15 protein-coding genes and 2 pseudogenes are annotated in these 21,812 nt (G+C 62.7%); 9 read left to right on the plus strand and 8 right to left on the minus strand.

The features are described from left to right. Nucleotides 1-132: 132 nt before the first annotated feature. Complete coding sequence (locus ACUXVA_RS28305) at nt 133-2,175, plus strand: beta strand repeat-containing protein (protein ID WP_445489497.1); 2,043 nt, start codon at nt 133-135, stop codon at nt 2,173-2,175. Nucleotides 2,176-2,187: 12 nt separating this feature from the next. Further along, nucleotides 2,188-2,916, plus strand: a pseudogene (locus tag ACUXVA_RS28310) (autotransporter outer membrane beta-barrel domain-containing protein); the annotation flags it as partial. Between the two features lie 162 nt (nt 2,917-3,078). On the opposite strand, the gene ACUXVA_RS28315 reads toward ACUXVA_RS28310, so the two are convergent. From ACUXVA_RS28315 to ACUXVA_RS28340, 6 genes and pseudogenes are all read right to left on the minus strand, one after another. Continuing rightward, nucleotides 3,079-7,146 (minus strand): beta strand repeat-containing protein, encoded by a 4,068-nt coding sequence (locus ACUXVA_RS28315; RefSeq protein WP_445489499.1) that lies wholly within the window; start codon nt 7,144-7,146, stop codon nt 3,079-3,081. Nucleotides 7,147-8,426: 1,280 nt separating this feature from the next. Then, nucleotides 8,427-8,777 carry a transposase gene (locus ACUXVA_RS28320; RefSeq protein ID WP_445489501.1) on the minus strand — a complete coding sequence of 117 codons (351 nt, stop codon included), beginning with the start codon at nt 8,775-8,777 and terminating at the stop codon, nt 8,427-8,429. Then, on the minus strand, nt 8,738-10,261 hold the full coding sequence (tnpC, locus tag ACUXVA_RS28325) for an IS66 family transposase (protein ID WP_445489503.1): 1,524 nt from the start codon (nt 10,259-10,261) through the stop codon (nt 8,738-8,740). The genes ACUXVA_RS28320 and tnpC overlap by 40 nt, the downstream gene beginning before the upstream one ends. Nucleotides 10,262-10,346: 85 nt before the next feature. Then, nucleotides 10,347-10,703 carry an IS66 family insertion sequence element accessory protein TnpB gene (gene tnpB / locus ACUXVA_RS28330; RefSeq protein ID WP_265079591.1) on the minus strand — a complete coding sequence of 119 codons (357 nt, stop codon included), beginning with the start codon at nt 10,701-10,703 and terminating at the stop codon, nt 10,347-10,349. Then, nucleotides 10,700-11,140, minus strand: a complete 441-nt coding sequence (gene tnpA, locus ACUXVA_RS28335; protein WP_265082600.1) for an IS66-like element accessory protein TnpA — start codon at nt 11,138-11,140, stop codon at nt 10,700-10,702. The genes tnpB and tnpA overlap by 4 nt, the downstream gene beginning before the upstream one ends. Nucleotides 11,141-11,227: 87 nt before the next feature. Beyond that, nucleotides 11,228-11,622 (minus strand): annotated as a pseudogene (locus ACUXVA_RS28340) (IS5 family transposase); the annotation flags it as partial. 375 nt (nt 11,623-11,997) lie between these two features. On the opposite strand from ACUXVA_RS28340, the gene ACUXVA_RS28345 reads away from it, so the two are divergent. After that, on the plus strand, nt 11,998-12,507 hold the full coding sequence (locus tag ACUXVA_RS28345; RefSeq protein ID WP_445489505.1) for a hypothetical protein: 510 nt from the start codon (nt 11,998-12,000) through the stop codon (nt 12,505-12,507). Nucleotides 12,508-12,899: 392 nt separating this feature from the next. Here the strand turns inward: ACUXVA_RS28345 and ACUXVA_RS28350 are convergent, their stop codons facing one another. After that, nucleotides 12,900-14,540, minus strand: a complete 1,641-nt coding sequence (locus tag ACUXVA_RS28350; protein WP_445489507.1) for a flavin-containing monooxygenase — start codon at nt 14,538-14,540, stop codon at nt 12,900-12,902. Nucleotides 14,541-14,746: 206 nt separating this feature from the next. Further along, the gene (locus ACUXVA_RS28355; protein ID WP_445489509.1) at nt 14,747-15,343 is read right to left on the minus strand and encodes a TetR/AcrR family transcriptional regulator; all 597 of its coding nucleotides are present in this window, start codon (nt 15,341-15,343) and stop codon (nt 14,747-14,749) included. A gap of 198 nt (nt 15,344-15,541) precedes the next feature. On the opposite strand from ACUXVA_RS28355, the gene ACUXVA_RS28360 reads away from it, so the two are divergent. The 6 genes from ACUXVA_RS28360 (at nt 15,542) to ACUXVA_RS28385 (ending at nt 21,793) form a co-directional block, all read left to right on the plus strand. Further along, on the plus strand, nt 15,542-16,780 hold the full coding sequence (locus ACUXVA_RS28360) for an ABC transporter substrate-binding protein (RefSeq protein WP_265082591.1): 1,239 nt from the start codon (nt 15,542-15,544) through the stop codon (nt 16,778-16,780). Nucleotides 16,781-16,920: 140 nt separating this feature from the next. After that, a complete protein-coding gene (locus tag ACUXVA_RS28365) occupies nt 16,921-17,697 on the plus strand; it encodes an SDR family NAD(P)-dependent oxidoreductase (RefSeq protein ID WP_445489512.1) in 777 nt (258 codons plus the stop codon). A gap of 59 nt (nt 17,698-17,756) precedes the next feature. Next, the gene (locus ACUXVA_RS28370; RefSeq protein WP_265082589.1) at nt 17,757-18,734 is read left to right on the plus strand and encodes a Bug family tripartite tricarboxylate transporter substrate binding protein; all 978 of its coding nucleotides are present in this window, start codon (nt 17,757-17,759) and stop codon (nt 18,732-18,734) included. A gap of 43 nt (nt 18,735-18,777) precedes the next feature. Further along, a complete protein-coding gene (locus tag ACUXVA_RS28375) occupies nt 18,778-19,704 on the plus strand; it encodes an enoyl-CoA hydratase-related protein (RefSeq protein WP_445489514.1) in 927 nt (308 codons plus the stop codon). 43 nt (nt 19,705-19,747) lie between these two features. After that, on the plus strand, nt 19,748-20,506 hold the full coding sequence (locus tag ACUXVA_RS28380; RefSeq protein ID WP_265083617.1) for an enoyl-CoA hydratase/isomerase family protein: 759 nt from the start codon (nt 19,748-19,750) through the stop codon (nt 20,504-20,506). 60 nt (nt 20,507-20,566) lie between these two features. Next, nucleotides 20,567-21,793: a CaiB/BaiF CoA transferase family protein gene (locus tag ACUXVA_RS28385; protein WP_265082588.1), complete on the plus strand. Its 1,227-nt coding sequence runs from the start codon at nt 20,567-20,569 to the stop codon at nt 21,791-21,793. Nucleotides 21,794-21,812: the final 19 nt, after the last annotated feature.

Raw genomic sequence — 21,812 nt, forward strand, 5'->3', positions numbered from 1 at the left:
CTTTTCGCGGCTCGCCACGGCGCGGCCAGACTTTTGTTGAGAAATCGCCATGGCCCCTGACGTCGTCGTCGAATCTCTGGGAGAATATCGAGGTAGCGTCCGCAGTCCCCGGACGCACTCCGGGGAGCGCTCATGAAGATGTCGAAGGCCGGTTCGCCCATGCAAGGCGACGGTGATTGCTTCGGCGCCGCGCGCGGCACGTACGAGGCAGGCCCGCGGCGGTCGATGCTGTTCACAGGAGTCGCTGCCGTTGCGCTGCTCTCCGGCGCCACGCTTACGCGCGCTGCGGATATCAGCAACACGACGCCGTTCACCAACAGCGGGCCCTATGCCGGCGATGTCCTCAGCAACAGCAGCACGATCGCGAACAACTCGTCCGGCTACTGGACCGGAAACATCGTGTCCAACACCCACCTCATCGCCAACAATGTGGGTGCCACCTGGGATGGCGGGATTCAGTCCAACCGGTCCCAGATTGTCAATTACGGCACCTGGCTGAACGGCGACATCACCGGAAACGGCAATCCTGCAGATCCCGTTCCCGCCGTGGTCGGGTCCAATGGCCGGATCACCAATGCTGCGGGCGCCACCTGGCATGGCGATATCAACGGCAATTCGGACTTCGTCACCAATGACGGCGGTGCATGGTTCGGCAACATCAGCGGCAATGCCAGTTACGTCCTGAACAATGGCGGCACCTGGACCGGCAATGTGGTGGGCAACAGCGGCTCTGGCCGGTTCACCCAGGTGTTCAACGGCGGCAACGGGCTTTGGGTAGGCGATGTCCAGGGCAACAACGGCTTGGTCGGCAACGACGGTAACTGGCAGGGCTCGGTTCTGGGCAACAGCAGGACATTGCAGAACTCCGGCACATGGACGGGCAACGTCGCGGGCAACAGCGGCAACGTCTACAACACCAACGGCCGCTGGACCGGCGACGTGCTTGCCAATGGCGGCACCATCTACAACAGGACTTCCGGAGGTGTAGTTGCGGTCTGGACCGGCAATGTCAGCGGCAACGCCGGCAGCATCCAGAATGAGGCGGGATCGCAATGGCATGGCGACGTCACCGCCAACAGCGGGACGATCGTCAACGCCGCCGCGGCCATCTGGACGGGGAATGTCGCCGGCAATGCCGGCACCATCGCCAACAGTGGCACCTGGACTGGCATGGTGGCCAATTCTGGCACCTTCAATAATGCTGCCGGCGCCACGGTGTCGGGCCTCCTGACCAACAGCGGCACCACGAACAATGCCGGGACGCTCAGCGGAGGCCTTACCAACACGGCCGGTATCGTCAACAACACCGGCTCGATCGGGGGGACCGCCAGGATCGACGGCGGCACGCTGACCGGCAACGGCACGATCGCCAATCTCGTGACCGGCAACGGAGGGACCTTCGCGCCGGGCGACGGCACCGCGGCATCGTCGATGACGGTGACGGGCAATCTGACGCTGACCTCCGCCGCGCAATATCTGGTGCAGGTCGATCCCGCCACCGCTTCATTCGCCAATATCACCGGCACGGCCACCCTCGGCGGTGCCACCGTCAGCGTGACCTATGCCAACGGCAGTTACGTCGCCAGGCAGTACACCATCCTGAGCGCAGCCGGGGGCGTCGTCGGCACATTCGGCACGCAGGTCAACACCAACCTGCCGGCGAATTTTACGTCGTCGCTCGTCACCGACGCCACCCACGCTTATCTCAATCTGACGCTGCGTTATCTGCCGCCGACGCCGGACTCGGGCTTCAACGCGCTGACCGTCAATCAGCAGCAGGTCGCCAACACGCTGGTGAACTACTTCAACCGCACCGGCGGCATTCCGCTGGCGTTCGGCGCGCTCACGGCGACCGGCCTGACGCAGGTCTCCGGCCAGACCGCGACCGGGGCGCAGCAGACCGCCTTCGACGCCACGACTCAGTTCATGGGATTGATGACCGACCCGCTCGCCGCCGGGCGCGACGCAAGCGGCGTGTCGTCCTTTGCCGATCCAACACGCGACCGAACGGCGAAGCACAATCCCAGTGACGCACTGGCCGCGATTGACCGCAAGGCGCCGATAGCGCCGGCTTTCGAGGCGCGCTGGAACGTGTGGGCGGCAGGCTTCGGCGGCCAGCAGAGCACCGACGGCAACGTCGCAACCGGATCGAATACCGGCACCAGCCGGATCTAAGGCGGGGCGGTCGGCGCTGACTACTGGTTATCCCCGGCCACTGTCGCCGGCTTCGCGCTGACCGGCGGCGGCAGCAGCTTTTCGGTGGCGGGTGCGGGGTCGGGCCGCTCGGACCTTTTCCAGGCGGGCGCCTTCGTACGCAACAGTATCGGCTCGGCTTACATCGCCGCCGCCGCCTATGGCTGGCAGGACACCACCACCGATCGCACCGTTGGCAGCAGCGCGCTGCAGGGCCGCTTCAACGCCAACACATATTCAGGCCGTATCGAGGGCGGCAACCGCTATGCGCTACCGCGGTTGGGCGGCGTCGGCGTCACGCCCTATGCTGCCGTGCAAGTGACCGCGCTAGATCTTCCGGGCTACACGGAAGCTGCTGCGGGCGGCATCAACACGTTCGCGCTGACCTACGCCGGCAAGATCGTCACCGCGACACGCAGCGAACTCGGCCTGCGCAGCGACAAATCGTTTGCAGTCAACGCCGCCGTCCTGACCCTGCGCGGCCGCGCCGCCTGGGCTCACGACTACAATATCGAACGCAGCGTCGCCGCCGCCTTTCAGACCCTGCCCGGCACGGCGTTCGTGGTGAACGGTGCGGCTCCTGCGCGCGATTCTGCGCTGACGACGGCGTCCGCCGAAATGCGCTTCACCAGCGGCATCTCGCTGGCTGCGACCTTCGAGGGCGAGTTCTCTGAATTCACCCGCAGCTACGCCGGCAAAGGCGTGATGCGTTACGACTGGTAATTGGCCAGACCGTGCTTATTCACGGGTGAATATATTGTCGATGCGCATCAGACCCTACCGTCTGCGATGCAGAGATCGACGTGTAATGTAAGGCGCCGCATCGAATATGCCGATGCGGAGCACGAGACGGCGCGAGCGACACGACAGCGCCGCGGCGGCCGGTTATGGACCGAACCGCTTGTCCTGGTAGAACAAGCCGGTACAGCAAGGTTCGGTGCTGGATGCGATCATGGGAGTCGTGCCGGTCGGGCTACCAAAAGAAATTGGGCTGAAGCTGCCGCCCGTTCCACTCAGGTTCGCCACCGTGCTGGCTGCAGGAAAGTTGAGAACAGCCGTACTCGGAAGCGGTGTGATCGGAGGTGGAGTCACCGGAGGAGCCGTGATGCTCAGATTCGCACCTCGATAGGTCAGTGCATAATTGCTGCCCGCCGTCAGCGTGTTCTGGCTGATCTGGTAGCTGCCGACATCCGAAGCCACCGTCGCCGCCGTCGCCAGCGCACCGGCGAAGACGTCACTACCGAGCAGGCTTCCGCCGGTCACCTGATAGGTCAGCGCAGGATTGGCATCGCCGTAGGCCCGGCTCTGGGCGTCGGCCGTCACCGTGATCGCACGTTGTGAGATGGTGCCGGTGCTTGAAGCGGTCGTCGAGGCGAGCGTGTAGCCGTAAACCGCGGCGCGGCCATTGCTGGCCGAACTGATCGTCAGGCCGTTGACCGCAACGATCCTGCCGGACCCGGCATTGGCGTTGTCGTAGACCGCACCCGACGAACCGAGCATGATCACATCGCCGTCAATGCCCGTATTGGATGATGAAAGCGCCGCATCCGTGGTGCCGTCATAGGTTTTGGAGAACGTTCCGTTCAATCCGATCATCGGAGCGACGGTATAGAGAACGCCATTGCCGGTCGCCTGCGCCACCGCGGTCACACCGTAGCTGGCGGCATATTGCTTGAAGTCGTAGACCAGCCCGCCACGGTTGTCGTTGGATGGATCCACCGAATAGACCAGCCAGCGGCCGTTCGCCGCCGAAACCGCGTCGGCGCCGCGGCTGTTGATGAAATTGGTTCCTGCAACCAGCGTCGCGTTGCCGGTCGACGAACTCACTGTTCCGGTCGAGGCTATGCTGAGGCTGCCGGCCGCGCGGATGAGTGCGGAGTTGGGCACGGTGAGAGCCTGGTCGATGCTGAACGCGCCGGTGGCCGCAATCGACAGTCCGGTCGCGGCGTTCAGGGTCAGTACGCCGCCGGGCGTGGTGAAAACAAGATTGCCGGTCGACGTTGCGCCGACCACGCTCGCCAATCCCGCAGCGACCGACGACAGTGCGGTGGCACTGGTCGTGACGGTCAGCATGCCGCCGTGGAGATCTAGGTTTTGCACCGACCCGGTCGCACCTTGAAGAAAGGAGTTGGCCTTGATGGTGTTGCTATTGACGTCGGTGAAGACGTCATTGCCGGCGACGATTGAGCCTTGCGGGATTACGAAATAATAATAGCCGTCGGCGCCGGTGCTGACGCGAACGCCGGGAAGCGCGGTGCCGTTGACTGTGCCGGCGACCGAAGCGCCGGCCAGCGCCGCGCCGTCCGCCTGATAGGCGATGCCGGACACGGTCTGCGGCGTGGTGCCGGCGACGAACTGCCAGCTCAGATAGGGATACAACCCGGCGCCGCTGCTCCAGGCTGTGCCGAAGCCTGACGGAACGCTGCCGCTCTGCAACTGCGCCGTGGTCCGGCTCGTGACGTTGGCAGACTGGTTGCGGCTATCGGAGCCCATGCCGGCGGATCGCCCGCTGGTTTCGGAATCCCAGTATGACGAAGCGACTGTCGCGTAGTTGGAGCCGATCAGTCCTCCGACATTGGTCGTGCCCGAGACCATGCCGGTTGAATAAGTCTTCTGCACCGAGCCGCCGGTGCTGTTAGTGCCGAGCAGGCCGCCCGCCTGGTCGCCGCCCCAGACGGAGCCGGTGGCATAGCTGTCGACGACCGTTCCGGTACTCAGTCCGACCAGCCCGCCGGTGTTGAACGTGCCCTTGACCTGTCCGGTCGCGTAACTGGTCCTGATCGTGCCGCCGAAATTGTACCCGACGAGGCCGCCGGCATAATAACCTCCGGTCACCGCGCCATTGGCGTAACTCGATTGCACGGTGCCCAGGTTGACCCCCGCCAGGGCGCCGGTGGAGTTGCCGGTCCCCACGCTCGCAATCGTCGCGCTGGCATAGCTTGTCTGCACCACCGATCCGGTGCCGACGTTGCCGACCAGCCCGCCGACGTTGCTGCGGCCGACCACCTGGCCGCCGACGATGCCGATGTTCGACACCGTTCCGCCGGCCAGATAGCCGATCAATCCAACTTGGTCCTTTGTCGGCGCATTGATGGTGAGGCCGGTGACGGTGTGGCCGAGACCGTCGAGCTTGCCGCTGAACGTGTACGCCGAACTGAAACCGGCGAAGTCCGCGACGACGGCCCGGGTGTAGGTGGTGCCGGTGGCGATCAGGTCGTTAGCGAGCGCATAGGTACCGGTGACGCCGGTCCCATAGGTCGTGAGCGCCGTGCCATTGACGGCGTTGACGCCGTCGATCGCATCGAGCTGCGCCATCGTGTAGACCAGTTTATAGGTAATGCCGTTGAGGCTAAACGTGCCGCCGTTGTCAGTGGCGCCGTAATCCACCGAGGCGCCGTTGCCGAAGGTCAGGCCGGTGGTGGTGACACCCGCCTGCGCGGTGGCATTAAGGTCGAGGCCGCCGGCCCCGGTGATGGTGATCGGCGCGTTGATGGCGATGGCGCCGGCTGCGTTCAGCCCGAGGACGGTCGGTGCCGACCAGGTCAGCGGCGCCGCCACTGTGATATTGCCGGCCTGCGATCCGCTTGTGCCAGTGGTGATTGTCACATTGGCGGCGCCGAGCGCCGTCATCAGCGTGGTCGCGTTGATGACGCTGTCGTTGCTGGTGGCATCGAAACCGCCGGTATCGGCGCCGTTCGAGATGATGACGTTGTAGGGATCGAGCAGCAGCGTGCCGAAGCTGCCATGAGCCGCCGAGAGATCGGTGAAGCCGGTGTAAGCGAGCTGCGCCTTGCCGGAGACTTCGGCCTCGCCGCCGTTGCCGGACGATGCGCCGCCGCGTGCGGTGATGGTGCCGGCAAAGCGCGTCGGCTGGTCCGACCACAGCACGATGGCGCCGCCATTGCCGCTGGTCGTTGCGTCGGCGCGGATCGTGGTCTGCGCATCGACGGTGAGCGTGTGGGCGCGTTGCAGCACCCCTTCGCCCTGGCGTCCGCCGCCGATGTTGATGGTGCCGCCACCGGTCGCGCCGGAGGCATCGATGCTGGCGCCTTCGAGCGCGATGGTATGGCCGGTCACCGCGATGGCGCCGCCGCTGGCCTGACGCGAGGTCGCGATCAGCTTGCCGGAAATGTTGACGCCGCCGCCGGCACCGCCGCCGATGAAGATCGCGCCGGTGCGACCGCCGATGGTTCGCGCCTGCACCAGACCGGAGATGTTCACCGCATTGCGCGCCGCCTCGCGTGCGGTCGCGGCACTGATGATCACGCTGCCGCCATCGGCCTTGATGGAGCCGGCGTTGCGGATCAGCGCATTGGTGCCGCCGGCCGCGGTCGGCAGCGCCACCTGCAAAAATCCGTCGCCGGAGAAATCCAGCGTCGCACTTTCGCCCGAGCCGAGCCCGACCTTGCCGAGCGGCACGAAGATGCTGCCCGCGTTCGACACCGTGCCGCCGATCAGCGCGGCATAGCCGCCGCGGCCGACCGTAATGGTGCCGGCATTGCTGACCTCGGCGGAGGCGCCATTGCCGGTGAAGCTGCGCTTGCCGCTGAGGAAGTCGGCATCGGAAATGCCCAGCGTCGAGGCGACGAAGCCGCCGCCGGTGTTGACCGTGCCGGTCGAGGTGATGGCGATGCCGTTGGGATTGACCAGATAGACCTGGCCGTTGGCGGTCAGCGCGCCGGCAATGCTCGACGGCGTGTCGCCGGTGACGCGGTTGAGCAGCGCCGACGTGCTGCCCGGCTGCTGGATGGTCACCGCAGCACCCTGGCCGATCGAAAAGCTCTGCCAGTTGACCACTGCGCTCGGGCTTGTCTGGGTGACGGTAAGCTGTGTCGCGGAAGGGGCCGTGATCGCCACGCTGCCGGCGGCGACGCTACCGCCGGTCGGCAGGGTCTGCGCCGGCGCCTGACCGATCATCAAGCAGCCGGTCAGCGCGGTCGTCGCCAGCAGCAATGTACGTCGTAAAGCCTGCGCATTGGCAGGACGCCGAGCCTGATTCCCGACCAACCTGCCCGATCGTTTCGACACCACAAGGACCGCCTTTTGTGCATCTCCCGGCGGATTGGGACGATGTTAACGTCTGTTCAGCGCAAATGGCGCTCTCGACTCACCTGCGCCTATAGGTATTCGAAATTGGGCTGCTCCGCCAACGCTGTCACGGAGCAGCTACAGTTATTTACAGTCATAAAGATTGCCGGAGTCCGAGACGCGCGATCGGTGGACCGACTGTACATAGGTCGATGATTGATGAAGCACGCCTGATTGCTGAAATAACCGGCCAGACAGGTGTTATCAATGACTCGCGCCCGGGAATGACGGAACAGCCGGTCAGGACCCCTTGGTCATCCCGTCACCAGGTTCGGCAAATGGAGGCTGGAGCCAACCCGAGCCCAGCCGCGGAATGCTGGCCTGCTCTATCTCGCGGGGGCTTGAATGCTCCACTGTGATGGTCCACGCTACGTCGACACGACCGCCGAGGCTTTTTAAGAAAGCGCTGCAGCCCAGTGGTTTTTGATCGGTGACGCGAGTCTTCGTTGGAATCCTAGTGTCCGTTCAACACGCGTCGCGAATTTCCAATCGTGTACCGCTGGACGCTCAACGAGCTCAGCAAACTCAGGCCGCAAACCAAGCAACCGACACGAACGCCCCGAACTCGGCAACCGACTTGGCGAAATCTTTGCTGAAGAAGCGTGAGAGACCTTGCAATTCGAACCCCCAGCCGAGAGATCTAATGCCAGTATTGCGTGCACCGTTGAGCCGGCAAAGCAAGAACGGGCATGCCCGTGAGCGGCGGCTTTGCGCCGATACTGTTGAAAAAATCGTTTTGTGCTCCGGGTCGGATTTTCCTAGCCTCACTGGTGAGCCTTGCTCATATTAACCTGAGGGACCACGTTGAATCTCGTAAAATCGATCACGGGCCGCCGAGGATCGGCTGGAGCAATATGCAGCGACAGATCAGATCGAACGAGAGTCTTGACGAGATTTTCTAGGTCGATCGATTTTCGACTTTTTCAACAGTATCCGCCATGAGCGGCCTGTGGATGACGCTGCTCCATTTTTGAATACGCAGCGGTGTGGTGGTTTAAAGCGCCAATAACGACCTTTAGGGTACTTAAAAGCCCCTTGGAGTAAGTTCGACAAACCTGGTTAGAACTAGGGTCCGGACTCACTACAGCCACCAGATGACGGCTGCGGCGAGGCTGATGGCACTCATGAAGTTTCGGACGTTGCGGTCAGAATCGGGTGGCGATGCGTCGCCAGTCTTTGAAGCGGCAGAACATACGCTCGATGACGTTGCGCTGCTTGTAGATGGCGCGGTCGTAATCGTATTGGATCTTGCGGTTCTTGCGCGGGGGAATGACGGGCTCGGTGCCACGCTCGACCAACCACTCGCGCAGCGCCTGGCTGTCGTATCCCTTGTCCGCGACGAGTTCGGCCGACGGTGGCATCGCCTCGATGCAGAGCTGCGCAACCCTGCAATCGTGAACGTTTCCGGGCGTCAGGAGCAGGACGCAGAGGCGCCCCTTTTCAGTAAGCGTCGTTCTCAGGCCACGGCTCTGAGGTCTTGCTTTTGGTAGGCCCACGGCAAGAGCGCGTCGATGTCGCGGTTGGGATGACCGCTGGCGATCCTGGTAAGGACGTCTGTCAGGTAGCCGAGCGGATCGATATCATTGAGTTTACAGGTCTCGATCAGCGAGGCGATGGTGGCCCAGTGCTCGGCACCTCCGTCGGAGCCCGCGAACAAGGCATTTTTCCGGTTCAGTGTGATCGGTCGGATAGAACGCTCGACGGCGTTGTTGTCGAGTTCGATGCGGCCATCGTCGAGGAAGCGGGTGAGGCCCTCCCAGCGCGACAGCGCATAGCGGATTGCCTCGGCGAGCTTGCCCTTCTGGCTGATCAGCCCGAGTTTTGCGCGCAGCCAACTCTCCAATGCGTCGACCAGCGAGCGGCTTTTCTGCTGCCGCACGGTCCGACGCTCCTCGGCGGTGCGGCCGCGGATGTCGTTCTCGATCGCATAGAGCGCGGCGATGCGCTGCAGCGCTTCGCTGGCGATCGGCGCAGGTCCGGGTGTGGCGAGCTTGTAGAAGTTGCGCCGCACATGGACCCAGCAGAACGCCAGCTGCACGTCGCCGCGCTCGGCCAGCCGGCGGTAGCCGGCATAGCCATCGACCTGCAAGATGCCCCTGAAGCTGTCGAGATGGGCGATCGGCCGCTCGGCCTTGCGGTCCGGGGCGTAGACATAGGCCACGCCTGGCGGATCGGATCCGTTCCATGGCCGGTCGTCGGCGGCATAGGCCCACAACTGGCCGGTTTTGGTGCGACCACGACCAGGATCCAGCACCGGCAACGTCGTCTCATCGGCAAACAGTTTTGGCCGCTCTCTGAGCTTGTCGAGCAGGCGTTGGTGCAGCGGACGCAGATGCCAGGCGGCATGGCCCACCCAGTCTGCCAGCGTCGAGCGGTCTAGGTTGACGCCCTGGCGGCCATAGATCTGGGCCTGCCGATACAGCGGCAGATGATCCGCATATTTGGACACCAGCACCTGGGCGATGGTGGCTTCGGTCGGCAGCCCACCCTCGATCAGCCGCGCCGGCGCTGGGGCCTGCACGACGCCATCCTCACATTGGCGACAAGCGTATTTCGGCCGGATCGTGACCAGCACCCGGAACTGCGCCGGCACGATATCCAGCCGCTCGCTCTTGTCTTCGCCGATCCGGTGCAACGCGCCCTGGCAGCAGCGGCAGGTCTTGTCGTCGATATCGATGGTGGTCTCGATCCGCGGCAGATGCGCCGGCAGCGCGCCGCGATTGGCCCGACGCTTCGCAGCTCCGGCCTGTCGTGCTGCCGGTGTCGCCTGCTCAGCTTCCGCGGCGTCACGCGCCGCCGCCTGCTCGACGTCTTCCAAACCGAGCTGCATCTGGTCCTCGGGCAGCGTCTCCGCCCGGCGGCCAAACTGGTGGCGCTGCAGGTCCCTGATGATCTGACGCAGCCGTTCGTTCTGCACCCGCTCGGCGAGCAGCATCGCTTTCAAGGTCTCGGAATCATCGGGCAATGCGTCGCGCGGCATGATCAAATCAGATCATGTTTACCAGCATTTTGCGACGTGCTCGATGCTGCTGATTCACTTTGCCACAGCAACAAACGTCCAGGCGTTAGCCGGGCTGTGCCGGCGTCACCGTCTCGCGCGCCGCGTGGACACGCCGCCAATCCAACCCTTCGAGCAGCGCCGACAATTGCGCGGCCGACAAATGGATCACGCCATCTTCGATCTTCGGCCAGCGGAAGATGCCGTCCTCCAGCCGCTTGGCGAACAGGCACAGACCCGTGCCATCCCAATACACCAGCTTGATCCGATCCGCGCGCTTGGCGCGGAACACGTAGACTGCGCCCGAGAACGGATCCGCCGCCATGCTCTCCCGCACCAGGGCCGCCAACCCATCGGCGCCCTTGCGGAAGTCCACAGGCCTGGTCGCCACCATCACCCGGACCGCGCCCGTCGGGCCGATCACGCTCCGGCTTTCAGCGCCCGCAACACCGCGGCGATGGTGTCCGACGGAGCGCCCGCGCCGATGCGCACCGTCACGCCGTCGATCGCAACCTCGATCGTTCCGCCAAGCGGTTCGTCCCGCTGCTGCCGCCGCGCCTTGCGCTGTCGAGATCCCGCAGTCTCGCACAGTGCCGCGGTAACCACCGCCGGGACGAACCGTGGTTCATCATCCTTGGAAACGACCGCCTGAGCTTCCCTGACTCGCCGGCGCCAGCCAAACAATTGCTGCGGCGACAATCCGTGCCGCCGTGCCACGCCAGAAACAGAGTCGCCACTGGCTTCGATCTCCGCGACGACCCGCGCCTTGTCCTCGTCGCTCCACGTCCGCCGGCGCCCCGCACCGGTGAACACCTCCAGCCGCCGAACCGGCTTGGTGATAGCACTATCCACTGTGTCCATTCTAAGCCTAGCGGTTCGAACGAACCGAAACGTCGCAGATCAGCACGTCAACCGAAAGGTGGGGCCGGGACGACGCTTACCCTTTTCATCGCAGACCGCATGGAGCTTGGTGTTTCGTCCGCCTTTCGTGCGGCCGATACCATGAGCCAAGGCCCCCCTTTTCCACCGCCTGCGCAGCGGTGAACCTTGATGCAGCTGCTGTCGATGAACAGCCGGTCCGGCGCATCGCCTGCTCCCGCCAGCTCACTGAAAATGCCTTGCCAGATGCCGCGTTCGGACCAGCGGACGAACCGGTTATAAAGCGTCTTCTTTGGCCCATAGACGTCGGCGCAGTCGGCCCAACGGCCGCCACAGCGCAGGGCATGGACGATCCCGCTTAGCACACGACGATCATCTACCCGGGGCTTGCCGCGCACGCCGGTCGGAAGCAGCGGCTCAATTCGAGCCCACTGCGCATCGGAAAACCAAAAGAAATCACCCATCTCACCGCCTCCTCGATGAGGCAGTGAATCACGATCAGGCTGCCAGGGGAATCCGGTTATTGGGTCCGGACCCTAGCCTACGTCTTTTCCGACGGACGGTTTGAGGCTACGGCAATGTGCAACATCTAGCTCGATGGCTTTCGAAGCTAGATGCTTCGCGATATCGTTTAAGAAAATAGACTGTTGACCTGGACGAAAAGTTCTCTATTTGTTCTTTTTCATGAAGAACGTAATCGCAAACGCCATTTCCTCAAGCATGCGCACACAGCGCATCGCGGCTGCACGCGCTTCCTACATACGCATACGCTGAATTCTTAGGTCCGAGCATTCAAAGTCTTCCCGGATGAATCCATCCGCTTCGAGACGAGCGTATTCATGCCAAAAGCACAGCGTTATGTTGAAAAATCCGACTTCGTTGCCGACCTGCTTGCGGGTATCAAAGATGAAGCATCCGTCCTCTCCTTTGCACCGAAGAACACCGTTCGATGCACCGGCCGTCCCTTGTTCCGGTCGCAGCTTGCCCGCGACGTCGGTTGCCTTCTCGATATTGACGTATCGGTGATCTCTTGGGCCTGCTTGCCCATGGTCCTCAGCCGTCGCAGTCGGCGGCACGTTCCAGATTTCGCCGTAACCCGGGCGACAGGCGTCAGTTTAGTCGATATCGCTCCGGCCTCAGCGAAACGGGCACCGCCGGACTGGTCGTCGGACGCCGCGCATGCGCTTGGCTATGTACTCTTGCCAGTAAATGATCGATTGCGCGTGTCGGAGCGTGATCTACCCAAGCATAACGACTGTAACTCGTTGGTTTGGGTAGGATTTATTCGAACCACACAGAACGGTCCGTACAAAATGAAAAAGGCCGCCAATGGCGGGCGAATTCATTGAAACTGCTTAGAACGTTTTGTTGCGGGGAGCGGCCGTAGCGGTCGGACAGATTGTCAGTAACGACGTCGAACCTGAGCGGCGGCGAGCAAGGGCGCATTGCTCCGGATCAGGTGTGGATGCGGACATAGGTTGGCCGGATTCGCCAAAGTAGGTACGAAGCTCGCAATAGAACGCCGCAGCTAGTGGGTGATACGCCGACCATAGTTTGTCCGCTGCTAGTTTTCCCGCTTTGCCAACCAAAGTAGGCCCGCAGCAGCAAACAGACAAAAGAGAGCCCGCTTCCATCATGGATGGCGGGCCTTTTTACTTTGGATACAGCGACCGCGATTGCCGGGCGACGTCTTCTGCGTCCGAGAGGTTGCCATAAATAACCGGGAATATCCAACAGGAGTTCAGCTCATCGTCAATTCGTCATACCCGGCAGCAGCGACTGCGTCGCAATGCTTCTTATAGTTCGGGAAACCCCCGCTATAGCGCACGATCTTGCGGCTGGATTTTCCGTCGACGTTGCTGTTCACCCCTGTCATCCAGGAATCGATCTCGTTGCTCAAAAGGCCGCGGCCAACCTCGATGACGTGGTCTGTCCAACGTCTCGTGCCTGCCGATGTTGCATCGATCCGGGTCAGGCCATGTCTGAACGCATGCTCGATAAGGCCTGTTGCCCAATCGACGCTGTATTCCGCAAAGCGCGTGAAATTTCCGAGGCCAGCGTGAGGGCCCATCAGCATCAGCATGTTCGGGAAGTCCTGAACCATTATTCCCAGGAAGGTTTTGGGACCGTCGCTCCAGACATTCTTCAGGCGAATGCCCTCGACCCCGCGAATATCGATGCGATCAAATGGCCCGGTAATGGCGTCGAACCCGCTCGCATAGACGATGATGTCGAACTCATGATCGGCTGCGCTCGTTACGATACCTGTCGGAGTGATGCGTTCGATCGGGGTCTCGCCCAGGTCGACGAGATCGACATTGGGCTGGTTGTAGACCTCGTAGTAGTGGGTCTCGAGCGGAAGCCTGCGCGTGCCGAAGCCGTGGTTCTTCGGAATAAGCCTCTCGGCCACCTTGGGATCCTTCACACGCGCGCGGATCTTGCGCGCGGCGAAATCCGACATCAGCGCGTTCGCCTCCCTATCTGTGAGGATGTCGCGGAAGTTGCCGTGCCAGATTCCAAAACCTGGCTCCGAGTAGCGCTTCTCAAAAAAGGCCTCACGCTCCTCAAGAGTAACCTCGAGCGCGGATCGTGGGTCGGGACCGTGGATGAAGCATCCGGGTGTCGCCTGACAACGCGCGAAGATCTCGTCGTAGCGGGAGCGGATCTCCGCCATCTCAGGCGCCGAGATCTTCGCATTGTGAAGCGGCGCGCACCAGTTCGGCGTGCGCTGGAAAACCGTTAGGTGCCGTGCGGTCTTCGCAGCCTCCTGAATGGTTTGTACACCGGTCGAGCCCGTGCCGATGACGGCGACGCGCTTGCCTTCGAAGGAGACCTCCTCCGTCGGCCACTGGGCCGTATGGCAAGCCTGCCCCTTGAAGCTTTCGATGCCATCGATCCGTGGCAGCGTCGGCGCCGACAGGACACCAATGGCGGTCACCAAGAAGCGGGAGTTGTGGACTGTTCCGTCAGCGAGTTCGATCCTCCATCCTCGCAATGCCTCGCTGAAATGCGCATGGGTGACACGGCAACCGAATTGGATGTTCGGCCTGAGATCGAACCTGTCTGCGACGAACTGAAGATAGCGCTCGATTTCCGGCTGCGAGGCGAAATGCTCGCTCCAGTTCCACTCGTCCAGAACGCCGGGAAATCGGGAGTAGCCATAAGTCCAACTTTCGGAATCGAACCGCGCCCCGGGATATCTGTTCCAATGCCAGGTCCCGCCCACATCGGAGCCCGCCTCGAACACCCGAACGTTCAAGCCCAATTCGCGTAAGCGGTAGAGCTGATACAGTCCTGATACGCCGGCACCGATGATGATGACATCATAGTTCGGATGGTCCGGGAGTTCCGTGGCCGCACGGACTTCAGCGTCGCCTGGCATCTCGCATCCCTCGCCGGAGGCGACCTTGTGTCCGCTCGGACGATCGGATGACTCCGGCGCGCCTGCAGATCTCGAGTCGCTTAATTACGGTACGTTCCGTTTTGTATATCGAGCGCCGCCAGAAGGCAATGGTGTTTCTCCCGACGGCCCGCTGCGACCTGATCGACCGCCACCGCTCACCGCCGGATGCGACCCGCTCCCGGCCCTCAAGCGCGACGGATCAATCCCTTCATCGCGACATCGACAATCTCATCGGCAAGGGACAGCGAAAGCTGCGCGCGGCCGGTCAGCAGCCGATAGACAATCAGCGCATACATCATATCGAGCGCGACTTCGGGGGTCACGTCGTCACGGAATTCTCCGGTTTTGACGCCCCGATCCCAAATCATGCGCACGCCCTCGCGCCTTTGATTGAGGAATTTATCTCGGAACGAGACTGCAAAATCCAAGTCGCCTTGCGCGGCCGCGATGAAAGACGAGAAAATCTCTCCCTCCTTTCCGGCATAGAACTTGATGACTGAGCGAATTTGCTGCCTGAAGTCCTCTTTTGCGGATCCCGTGTCAGGGACGATGACCTTTCCCCTCATCTCCTCGAGGTACGCATCAAGGGCAATCATCGTCTTGCTTGGCCACCACCGGTACAAAGTGGCCTTTCCGACGCCGCTCTGCTTCGCGATCTCTTCCATGCTCATCTGCTGAAGGCCGACTTCATAGAGCAGCTTGCCTGCCGTCGACAGGATGGCCTGGCGGCCGGCCTCGCTTCGCGGTCGGCCGCGCTGGCGAACCTTGGTCTTGAGCGTCATTCTTAGCAACCCTGAATATGAAACTGAACGTCTTGTATATTAAATTCGGATCTGACATAGTGCCTGTGCCGTGAGCGCCAGCTTGGCCGAGTGAAGCCGCACATTCGCGGCGCCGCAACAGCCGAGCGGGCACATGGATGGGCGATAACCAATAATAAGACGTCTCCCGTGAGCGCATTTTCGACGGAGGATTAGAGCATGGATATCACAAGGCGAACGATGCTCGCGACAGGCCTGGCGGGGATCGCGATGATGCCAGCAAGGCTGACGCAGGCGCAAGCGCGCGACACAATCCGGATCGGCGTAATTACCGATATGTCGGGCGTCTACAGTGACGTTTCGGGCCCGACCACGGTGGCGTGCGCTCAGCAGGCCGCAATGGAATTCATGTCCGAAAACCCGGGCATCAAGGTCGAAATCCTGGTCGCGGATCACCAGAACAAGCCGGATGTCGGACTCGGCATTATCCGCCGCTGGTTTGACATAGGGGGTATCGACGTCATCGAGAACGTCGGAAACAGTGCGATCGTGCTGGGCTCGCGTGGGCTCCTCGAAGAAAAAGACAAAGCCTCCATCATTACCACGGCCGCCTCGTCGAACATCACAGGCAAGGATTGCAGCGCGCATTGGGTCCACTGGTCCCATGATTCCTGGGGCACGACTCATTCGACGGCGGTCTCAACTGTAAAGACCGGCGGCAGAAAGTGGTTCTTCCTTACGGCCGACTATGCCTATGGACACGCGGCGGAAGCGGATACCGGGCGTTTCGTGACGCAGGCGGGCGGCAAGGTGTTGGGATCCGTGCGTTTTCCCCTAGGGGCAACGGGAGATTTCTCTTCCTATCTCCTGCGCGCGCAGTCGAGCGGGGCCGACGTTCTCGGCATCATCGGGGGTGGCAGCGACTTGATCAACATCGTCAAGCAGGCCTCGGAGTTCGGGCTCGGCGCCTCCGGCATGAAACTAGCCGTTCTCTCAGGGTACATCACTGAAATCCTCGGCATGGGCTTGCCGGAGGCCAAGGGACTCCTGCTGACCGAAAGCTTCTACTGGGATCTCAACGAGCGCACGCGCAGCTTCATGACGCGGCTCAAGCCGCGCGTGCCTAACGGCGTCTTTCCCAACATGAGCCAAGCCGGAGATTACGCAGGAGTCATGCATTATCTCAAAGCGGTCAAGGCGATCGGCGTTCCTGCGGCAAAAGCCTCAGGCCGGAAGACGATCGAAACCATGAAGGCGATGCCGACCGACGACGACTGTTTCGGAGCCGGCCGCATCCGGCAGGACGGTCGGAAGATCCATCCGAACTATCTGTTCACTGTCAAAAGTCCCGACGAGAGCCGCTATCCGGGCGATGTCTTCAAGCTGACTTCCACGGTGCCCGCCGAAGAGGCATTTCGCCCGCTCAATGACGGAGGCTGTGCTCTTGTCAAGGCTTGAAGAGGGCTGGCGATACCATGCCTCGCAGCCTGTGCGAGCTACGCACGTAGTGCCTTCCTCCGCATGAACAGGGCTGCCGGCCTTGATGGGGAAGCGCCCGATCAGCCCTGCAAGGGAGAGACATTCATGGAAAGATACCGATGGACATCTTGATCACCGGCGCTGCGAGCGGCATCGGAAGAGCGGCAGCCTTGGCTTTCGTGCGGGATGCTCAGGCCCGCGGAGAGCCCGCGCCGCGGCTGACCCTCGTGGATCTGAACAGCGGCTCGCTGGAGGAGACGGTCCGTCTGCTTCCCGCCGGAATCGAAGTTGCGACCGAGGCCCTCGATCTGGCGAAGCCTGACGAAGCGAGGCAACTGGTCGAGCGGGCCATCGGGCGCTACGGGGGCCTGGACACTATCGTCAGCAATGCGGGAATCGGCATTCCGAGCACGCTGCAGGATCTCAGCCTGGAGAATTACGAGCGAACCTTCATGGTCAACACCCGCGCGACATGGCTGTTGGGTCAGGCCGCCTTGCCGCATATGAAAGAGCGTGGAGGCTCGATCGTGGCCACCGCATCCATCTCGGCCCAGGCCCCGACGCCGACCCTCGGCGTCTACGGACCGAGCAAGGCGGCCCTCGTTGCGCTCATCAAGCAAATGGCGTTGGAATGGGGGCCGTTCGGTATTCGCTGCAACTGCGTTTCGCCGGGCCCTACGCTGACAGGGATGACGGCACGCTCCTATTCGGATCCCGAAACGCGGCGGTGCCGGGAAGAAGCCATTCCGATCCATCGGCTGGGCCAGCCGGAGGACAGTGCAAACGCCATCGTCATGCTGAGCCGTCCGGAAGCGAGCTTTATCAGCGGCGTGGACCTGCCGGTCGACGGCGGCCTGCTCACCACATTGATGCAGGCAACCGGCTATCGGCCTTAGCGAACGAGCGAGTCGAGCTGCCGAGGCTCGGCTCCAACGAGATGTCCAGGGAGAACGTCATGGGCCTGTCGCGCAGAGCTATCTTGCAGGGAGCCGCAGCAAGCGCCTTTGTGCCGTGCTCCGCTGTGCTGGCGACTTCCTACCCCAGCCGACCGATCAAGATCGTGGTTCCCTTCGCGGCCGGCGGAACCCTGGATCCGCCGATCCGGATCCTGACGGAGGCGATGTCCAAGCTTGCCGGCCAGACTCTGGTCGTCGAGAACCGCGCCGGGGCCGGTGGAACGCTCGGTGCCGATAACGTCGCGAAGGCGGAGCCGGACGGCTATGCGCTTCTGGCGAGCAGCGGATCGATGACGATCTCCCAGACGGTCTATGCGAGACTGCCGTGGAACGTCGCAACCGACTTCAAGTGGATCGGAAATTTTGGGACGTTGCCCTCCGTCCTGGTCGTGAACACCGGTCGCGTGCCGGTGTCGACCCTCGCAGAATTCGTCGTCTTCGCGAACTCCCGGTCTGACGAACTAAACTACGGCTCGCCCGGCTTCGGGACCGCCTCTCACCTCGCGGGTGAAATGCTGAAGGAGCGTGCGGGCTTCAAAATGCGCCATGTCTCCTATCGAGGAGGCGCACCTGCCGTGACCGATCTTCGGGGCGGGCAGATCGATGCGATGGTGGCTGGTCTTTCCTCTGTGACGCCGCTGCTGGGCGCTCCCAACATCAAGGTCATCGCGGTGACCGGCCGAGAACGCTCGACTCTGATTCCCGATGTCCAGACGGTCGCGGAAACCGTTACCGGCTTCAGCGCCGAGACCTGGCTGGGATTGGCCGGGCCGGCAAAATTTTCCGCCGACATCCAGAAGCGCCTTGCCTATTGGATGGAAGCCGTATTGCAGGTGCCCGACGTCCGTCGCCGTTTGATCGAGCTCGGCGTGACGCCCGGCTTCGACAATGCAGAGAAGGTCAGCCAGATCGTGACGGCAGAGCTGGGGACGATCTCGGCGATCGTGAAGCGGATCGGCATTCAGCCCATCCAGTAGCGAAGCCCGAGCGTAAAAACTATCGAATGCGATCTGCGGCATCTTGGCCGCCCAGTCGCATTTCGGGACAGCAGGCGGGACAGCGGCGGCCGACCGAGTGAATGCGAATGATGTCGCGACGCAGCGAACGATGCTTGAAGGGACGACCATGGACACCGCAGCTACGGCACCGACGAGACCCTCGCCATTCGGCCGCTACGAGAACATTCTCGTCAGCGTCGAGGACCGCGTCGCGACCATCACCTTCAATCGGCCCGAACGGATGAACGCATGGAATGCGGCCATGGGCGCCGAGGTTGCTGCCGCCGTTAAAGTCGCGGAAGGTGATGCGGAGATCAGGGCGATCGTTCTGACCGGAGCCGGGCGCGCATTCTGCGCCGGTGCCGACATAGCGGCGACTGCAACAGTGGCGGCTTCGCCAGTGCCGGTGAACGGCGCGCCCGCCGAAGGGCGCTTCGGCTATCTCCGCTCGTCGCCCAAGCCCATCATCGCAGCGATCAACGGTGCGGCGGCCGGCGTCGGTCTCACTATCGCGCTTGCCTGCGACCTCCGTTTCGTTGCAGCGGGCGCGAAGCTGACGACCGCTTTCGCTAGACGGGGGCTTGCAGCGGAAGATGGCCTCGCCTGGCTGTTGCCGCGCTTGATTGGTCCGATGCATGCGGCCGACCTGGCGCTCACCGGCCGCATCGTGCTGGCCGAGGAAGCAGACCGCCTCGGCCTCGCCCGGGTCCTCCCCGCGGAGACCTTCCGCTTCGAAGTGCAGCGCTATGCGTCGGAACTCGCCAACTTGTCGTCTCCCCGCGCGGTCGGCATCATCAAGCGGCAGCTCCGTGAGGCGTGGACACAGGATTTCGCGCAGGCAGTCGCAGTTTCCGCGGTCGAGATCGAGCGCTGCCGCCAGACCGAAGACTTCCGGGAGGGGGTCGCCCATTTCATCGAGAAGCGCCGCCCGGCCTTCACGGGCTTCTGAATCCGATGCCGCACGGCCGGCTTGGGCCGTGAAGGAAGAATTTATGAACGATATCGTCGTCAGCCTAAAAGACTATGTCGGGATCGTCGAGATCAATCGCCCCCCGAACAATTTCTTCGACACGCCCTTGATCTCGGCGATTGGTGACGCCCTCGAACATCTGGCAGCCGAAGGGATGCGCTCGATCCTGTTGTGCGCGGCCGGAAAGAACTTTTGCGCCGGAGCGAACTTCGCACGCCCGGCCGCTGATAACGGCGGTTCGGACGATGACCACATCTATCGCCATGCCGTCCGACTCTTCCGATGCCCACTGCCGATCGTCGCGGCCGTGCAGGGCGCTGCGATCGGTGGCGGCCTTGGCCTCGCGCTCGCAGCCGATTTCCGCGTCGGCTCCGAAAGCTCGCGGCTCTCGGCCAATTTCAACCGTCTGGGCTTTCATCCCGGATTCGGGCTAAGCGTGACGCTGCCTAGGGCCATCGGCATCCAGAAGGCGGCGCTCATGTTTTATACCGGGCACCGGCTGAGCGGCGCGGATGCTTTCGCCCAGGGTCTGTTCGACGTCCTCGCCGCGGACGATGCTTTACGCGACACCGCGCTCGATCTCGCGACGGAGATCGCAAGATCCGCACCTTTGGCGGTGCAGTCGACCCGTCTGACTCTGCGAGGGGACCTTGCGGACCGCGTCGCCGCCGCGACCGAGCACGAGCGTCGCGAGCAGGAAAAGCACTTCGCGACGGCGGATTTCACCGAGGGCGTGAAAGCGATGGCCGAACGCCGCTTGCCCGTTTTCTCCGGTGTTTGATGGCCCCCTGGCACGCTTGAGCCTGCACCCGAAGCCTTATCGAAAAGGATGGTAACGACGATGACTGATCATGCGACCGAGCGCCGCAATATGCCGTTACACGGGGTACACGTTCTCGATCTCGGCCAAGTATATCTGGGTCCCTATGCCGGGTTCCTGCTCGCGCAGGCCGGCGCCGATGTCATCAAGATCGAGCCCGTCACGGGGGAGCCGGTGCGCCACCGCGCCAAGGTCAGCAAATGGGCTGCGGTTCCTTTCGAGATGCTGAACGGCAACAAGCGTGGCCTGGCCCTCAACCTAAAGTCCCCTGAGGGGATCGAGATCCTCAAGGAATTGGTTCGGACGGCCGATATTCTGCTGGAGAACTACGCGCCCGGTGTCATGGACCGCTTAGGGGTAGGCTGGGACGTCCTTTCGGAGATCAATCCCCGGCTGATCTACGGCTCCGGCACGGGCTTCGGCCTGTCCGGACCGGACCGGGACAACCTCGCGATGGACATTACGGTGCAGGCCTGCTCAGGCATGATGAGCGTGACCGGCTTCGCCGATGGTCCGCCGGTGAAGGCAGGCCCTGCTGTGGCCGACTTCATTAGCGGAGTTCATCTTTACGCAGCGCTCGCCACCGCCCTATACGAACGCAGCGTGACCGGGCGCGGCCGCCTGGTCGAGGTCTCGATGCAGGAGGCGGTCTATCCGACGCTGGCTTCCAACCTGGCCTTTGCGTTCGATGGCGAAGGCGAAGCGCCCCGAACCGGCAATCACCATGGTGCGATGGCCGAGGCGCCTTACAACGTTTATCCGACGCTCGACGGTCACGTCGCGGTCATCGCATTGACGAACGGTCATTGGCGCAGCCTGCTGGCCGCCATCGGGCGCCAGGACCTGGCCGGAGACGCGCGCTTTGCGACCTCCGCCGATCGGGTCCGCAACATGACGCTGACCGATGCGATCGTCGGGGATTGGACCCGTGAGCGGCCGAAGGCCGAGGTGACGCAGGTTCTACGGGCCCACAAGGTCCCTGCCGCACCCGTTCGGCATCTGGGAGAAGTCATCAACGACGTACACATGCACCAGCGCGGCGCGTTGGAATGGGTCGATCATGCAAAATTCGGGCGGATCGTCGTCCCGAGCAGTCCGCTTCGCTTTCATGGTGCCGATCGTCCTGCGTATGTCGCCTCACCGGAACTCGGCGAACACAACGCTGAAATCCTGCTGGAGCATTTGCGGTACGAACCTGAAAGGATCGCTGAGCTGGCCGCCAGAGGCGTCATCGGTTCTGGTAATTGAGCCTCGCCATCCTCCCAGC

Source organism: Rhodopseudomonas sp. RCAM05734 (assembly GCF_052658035.1).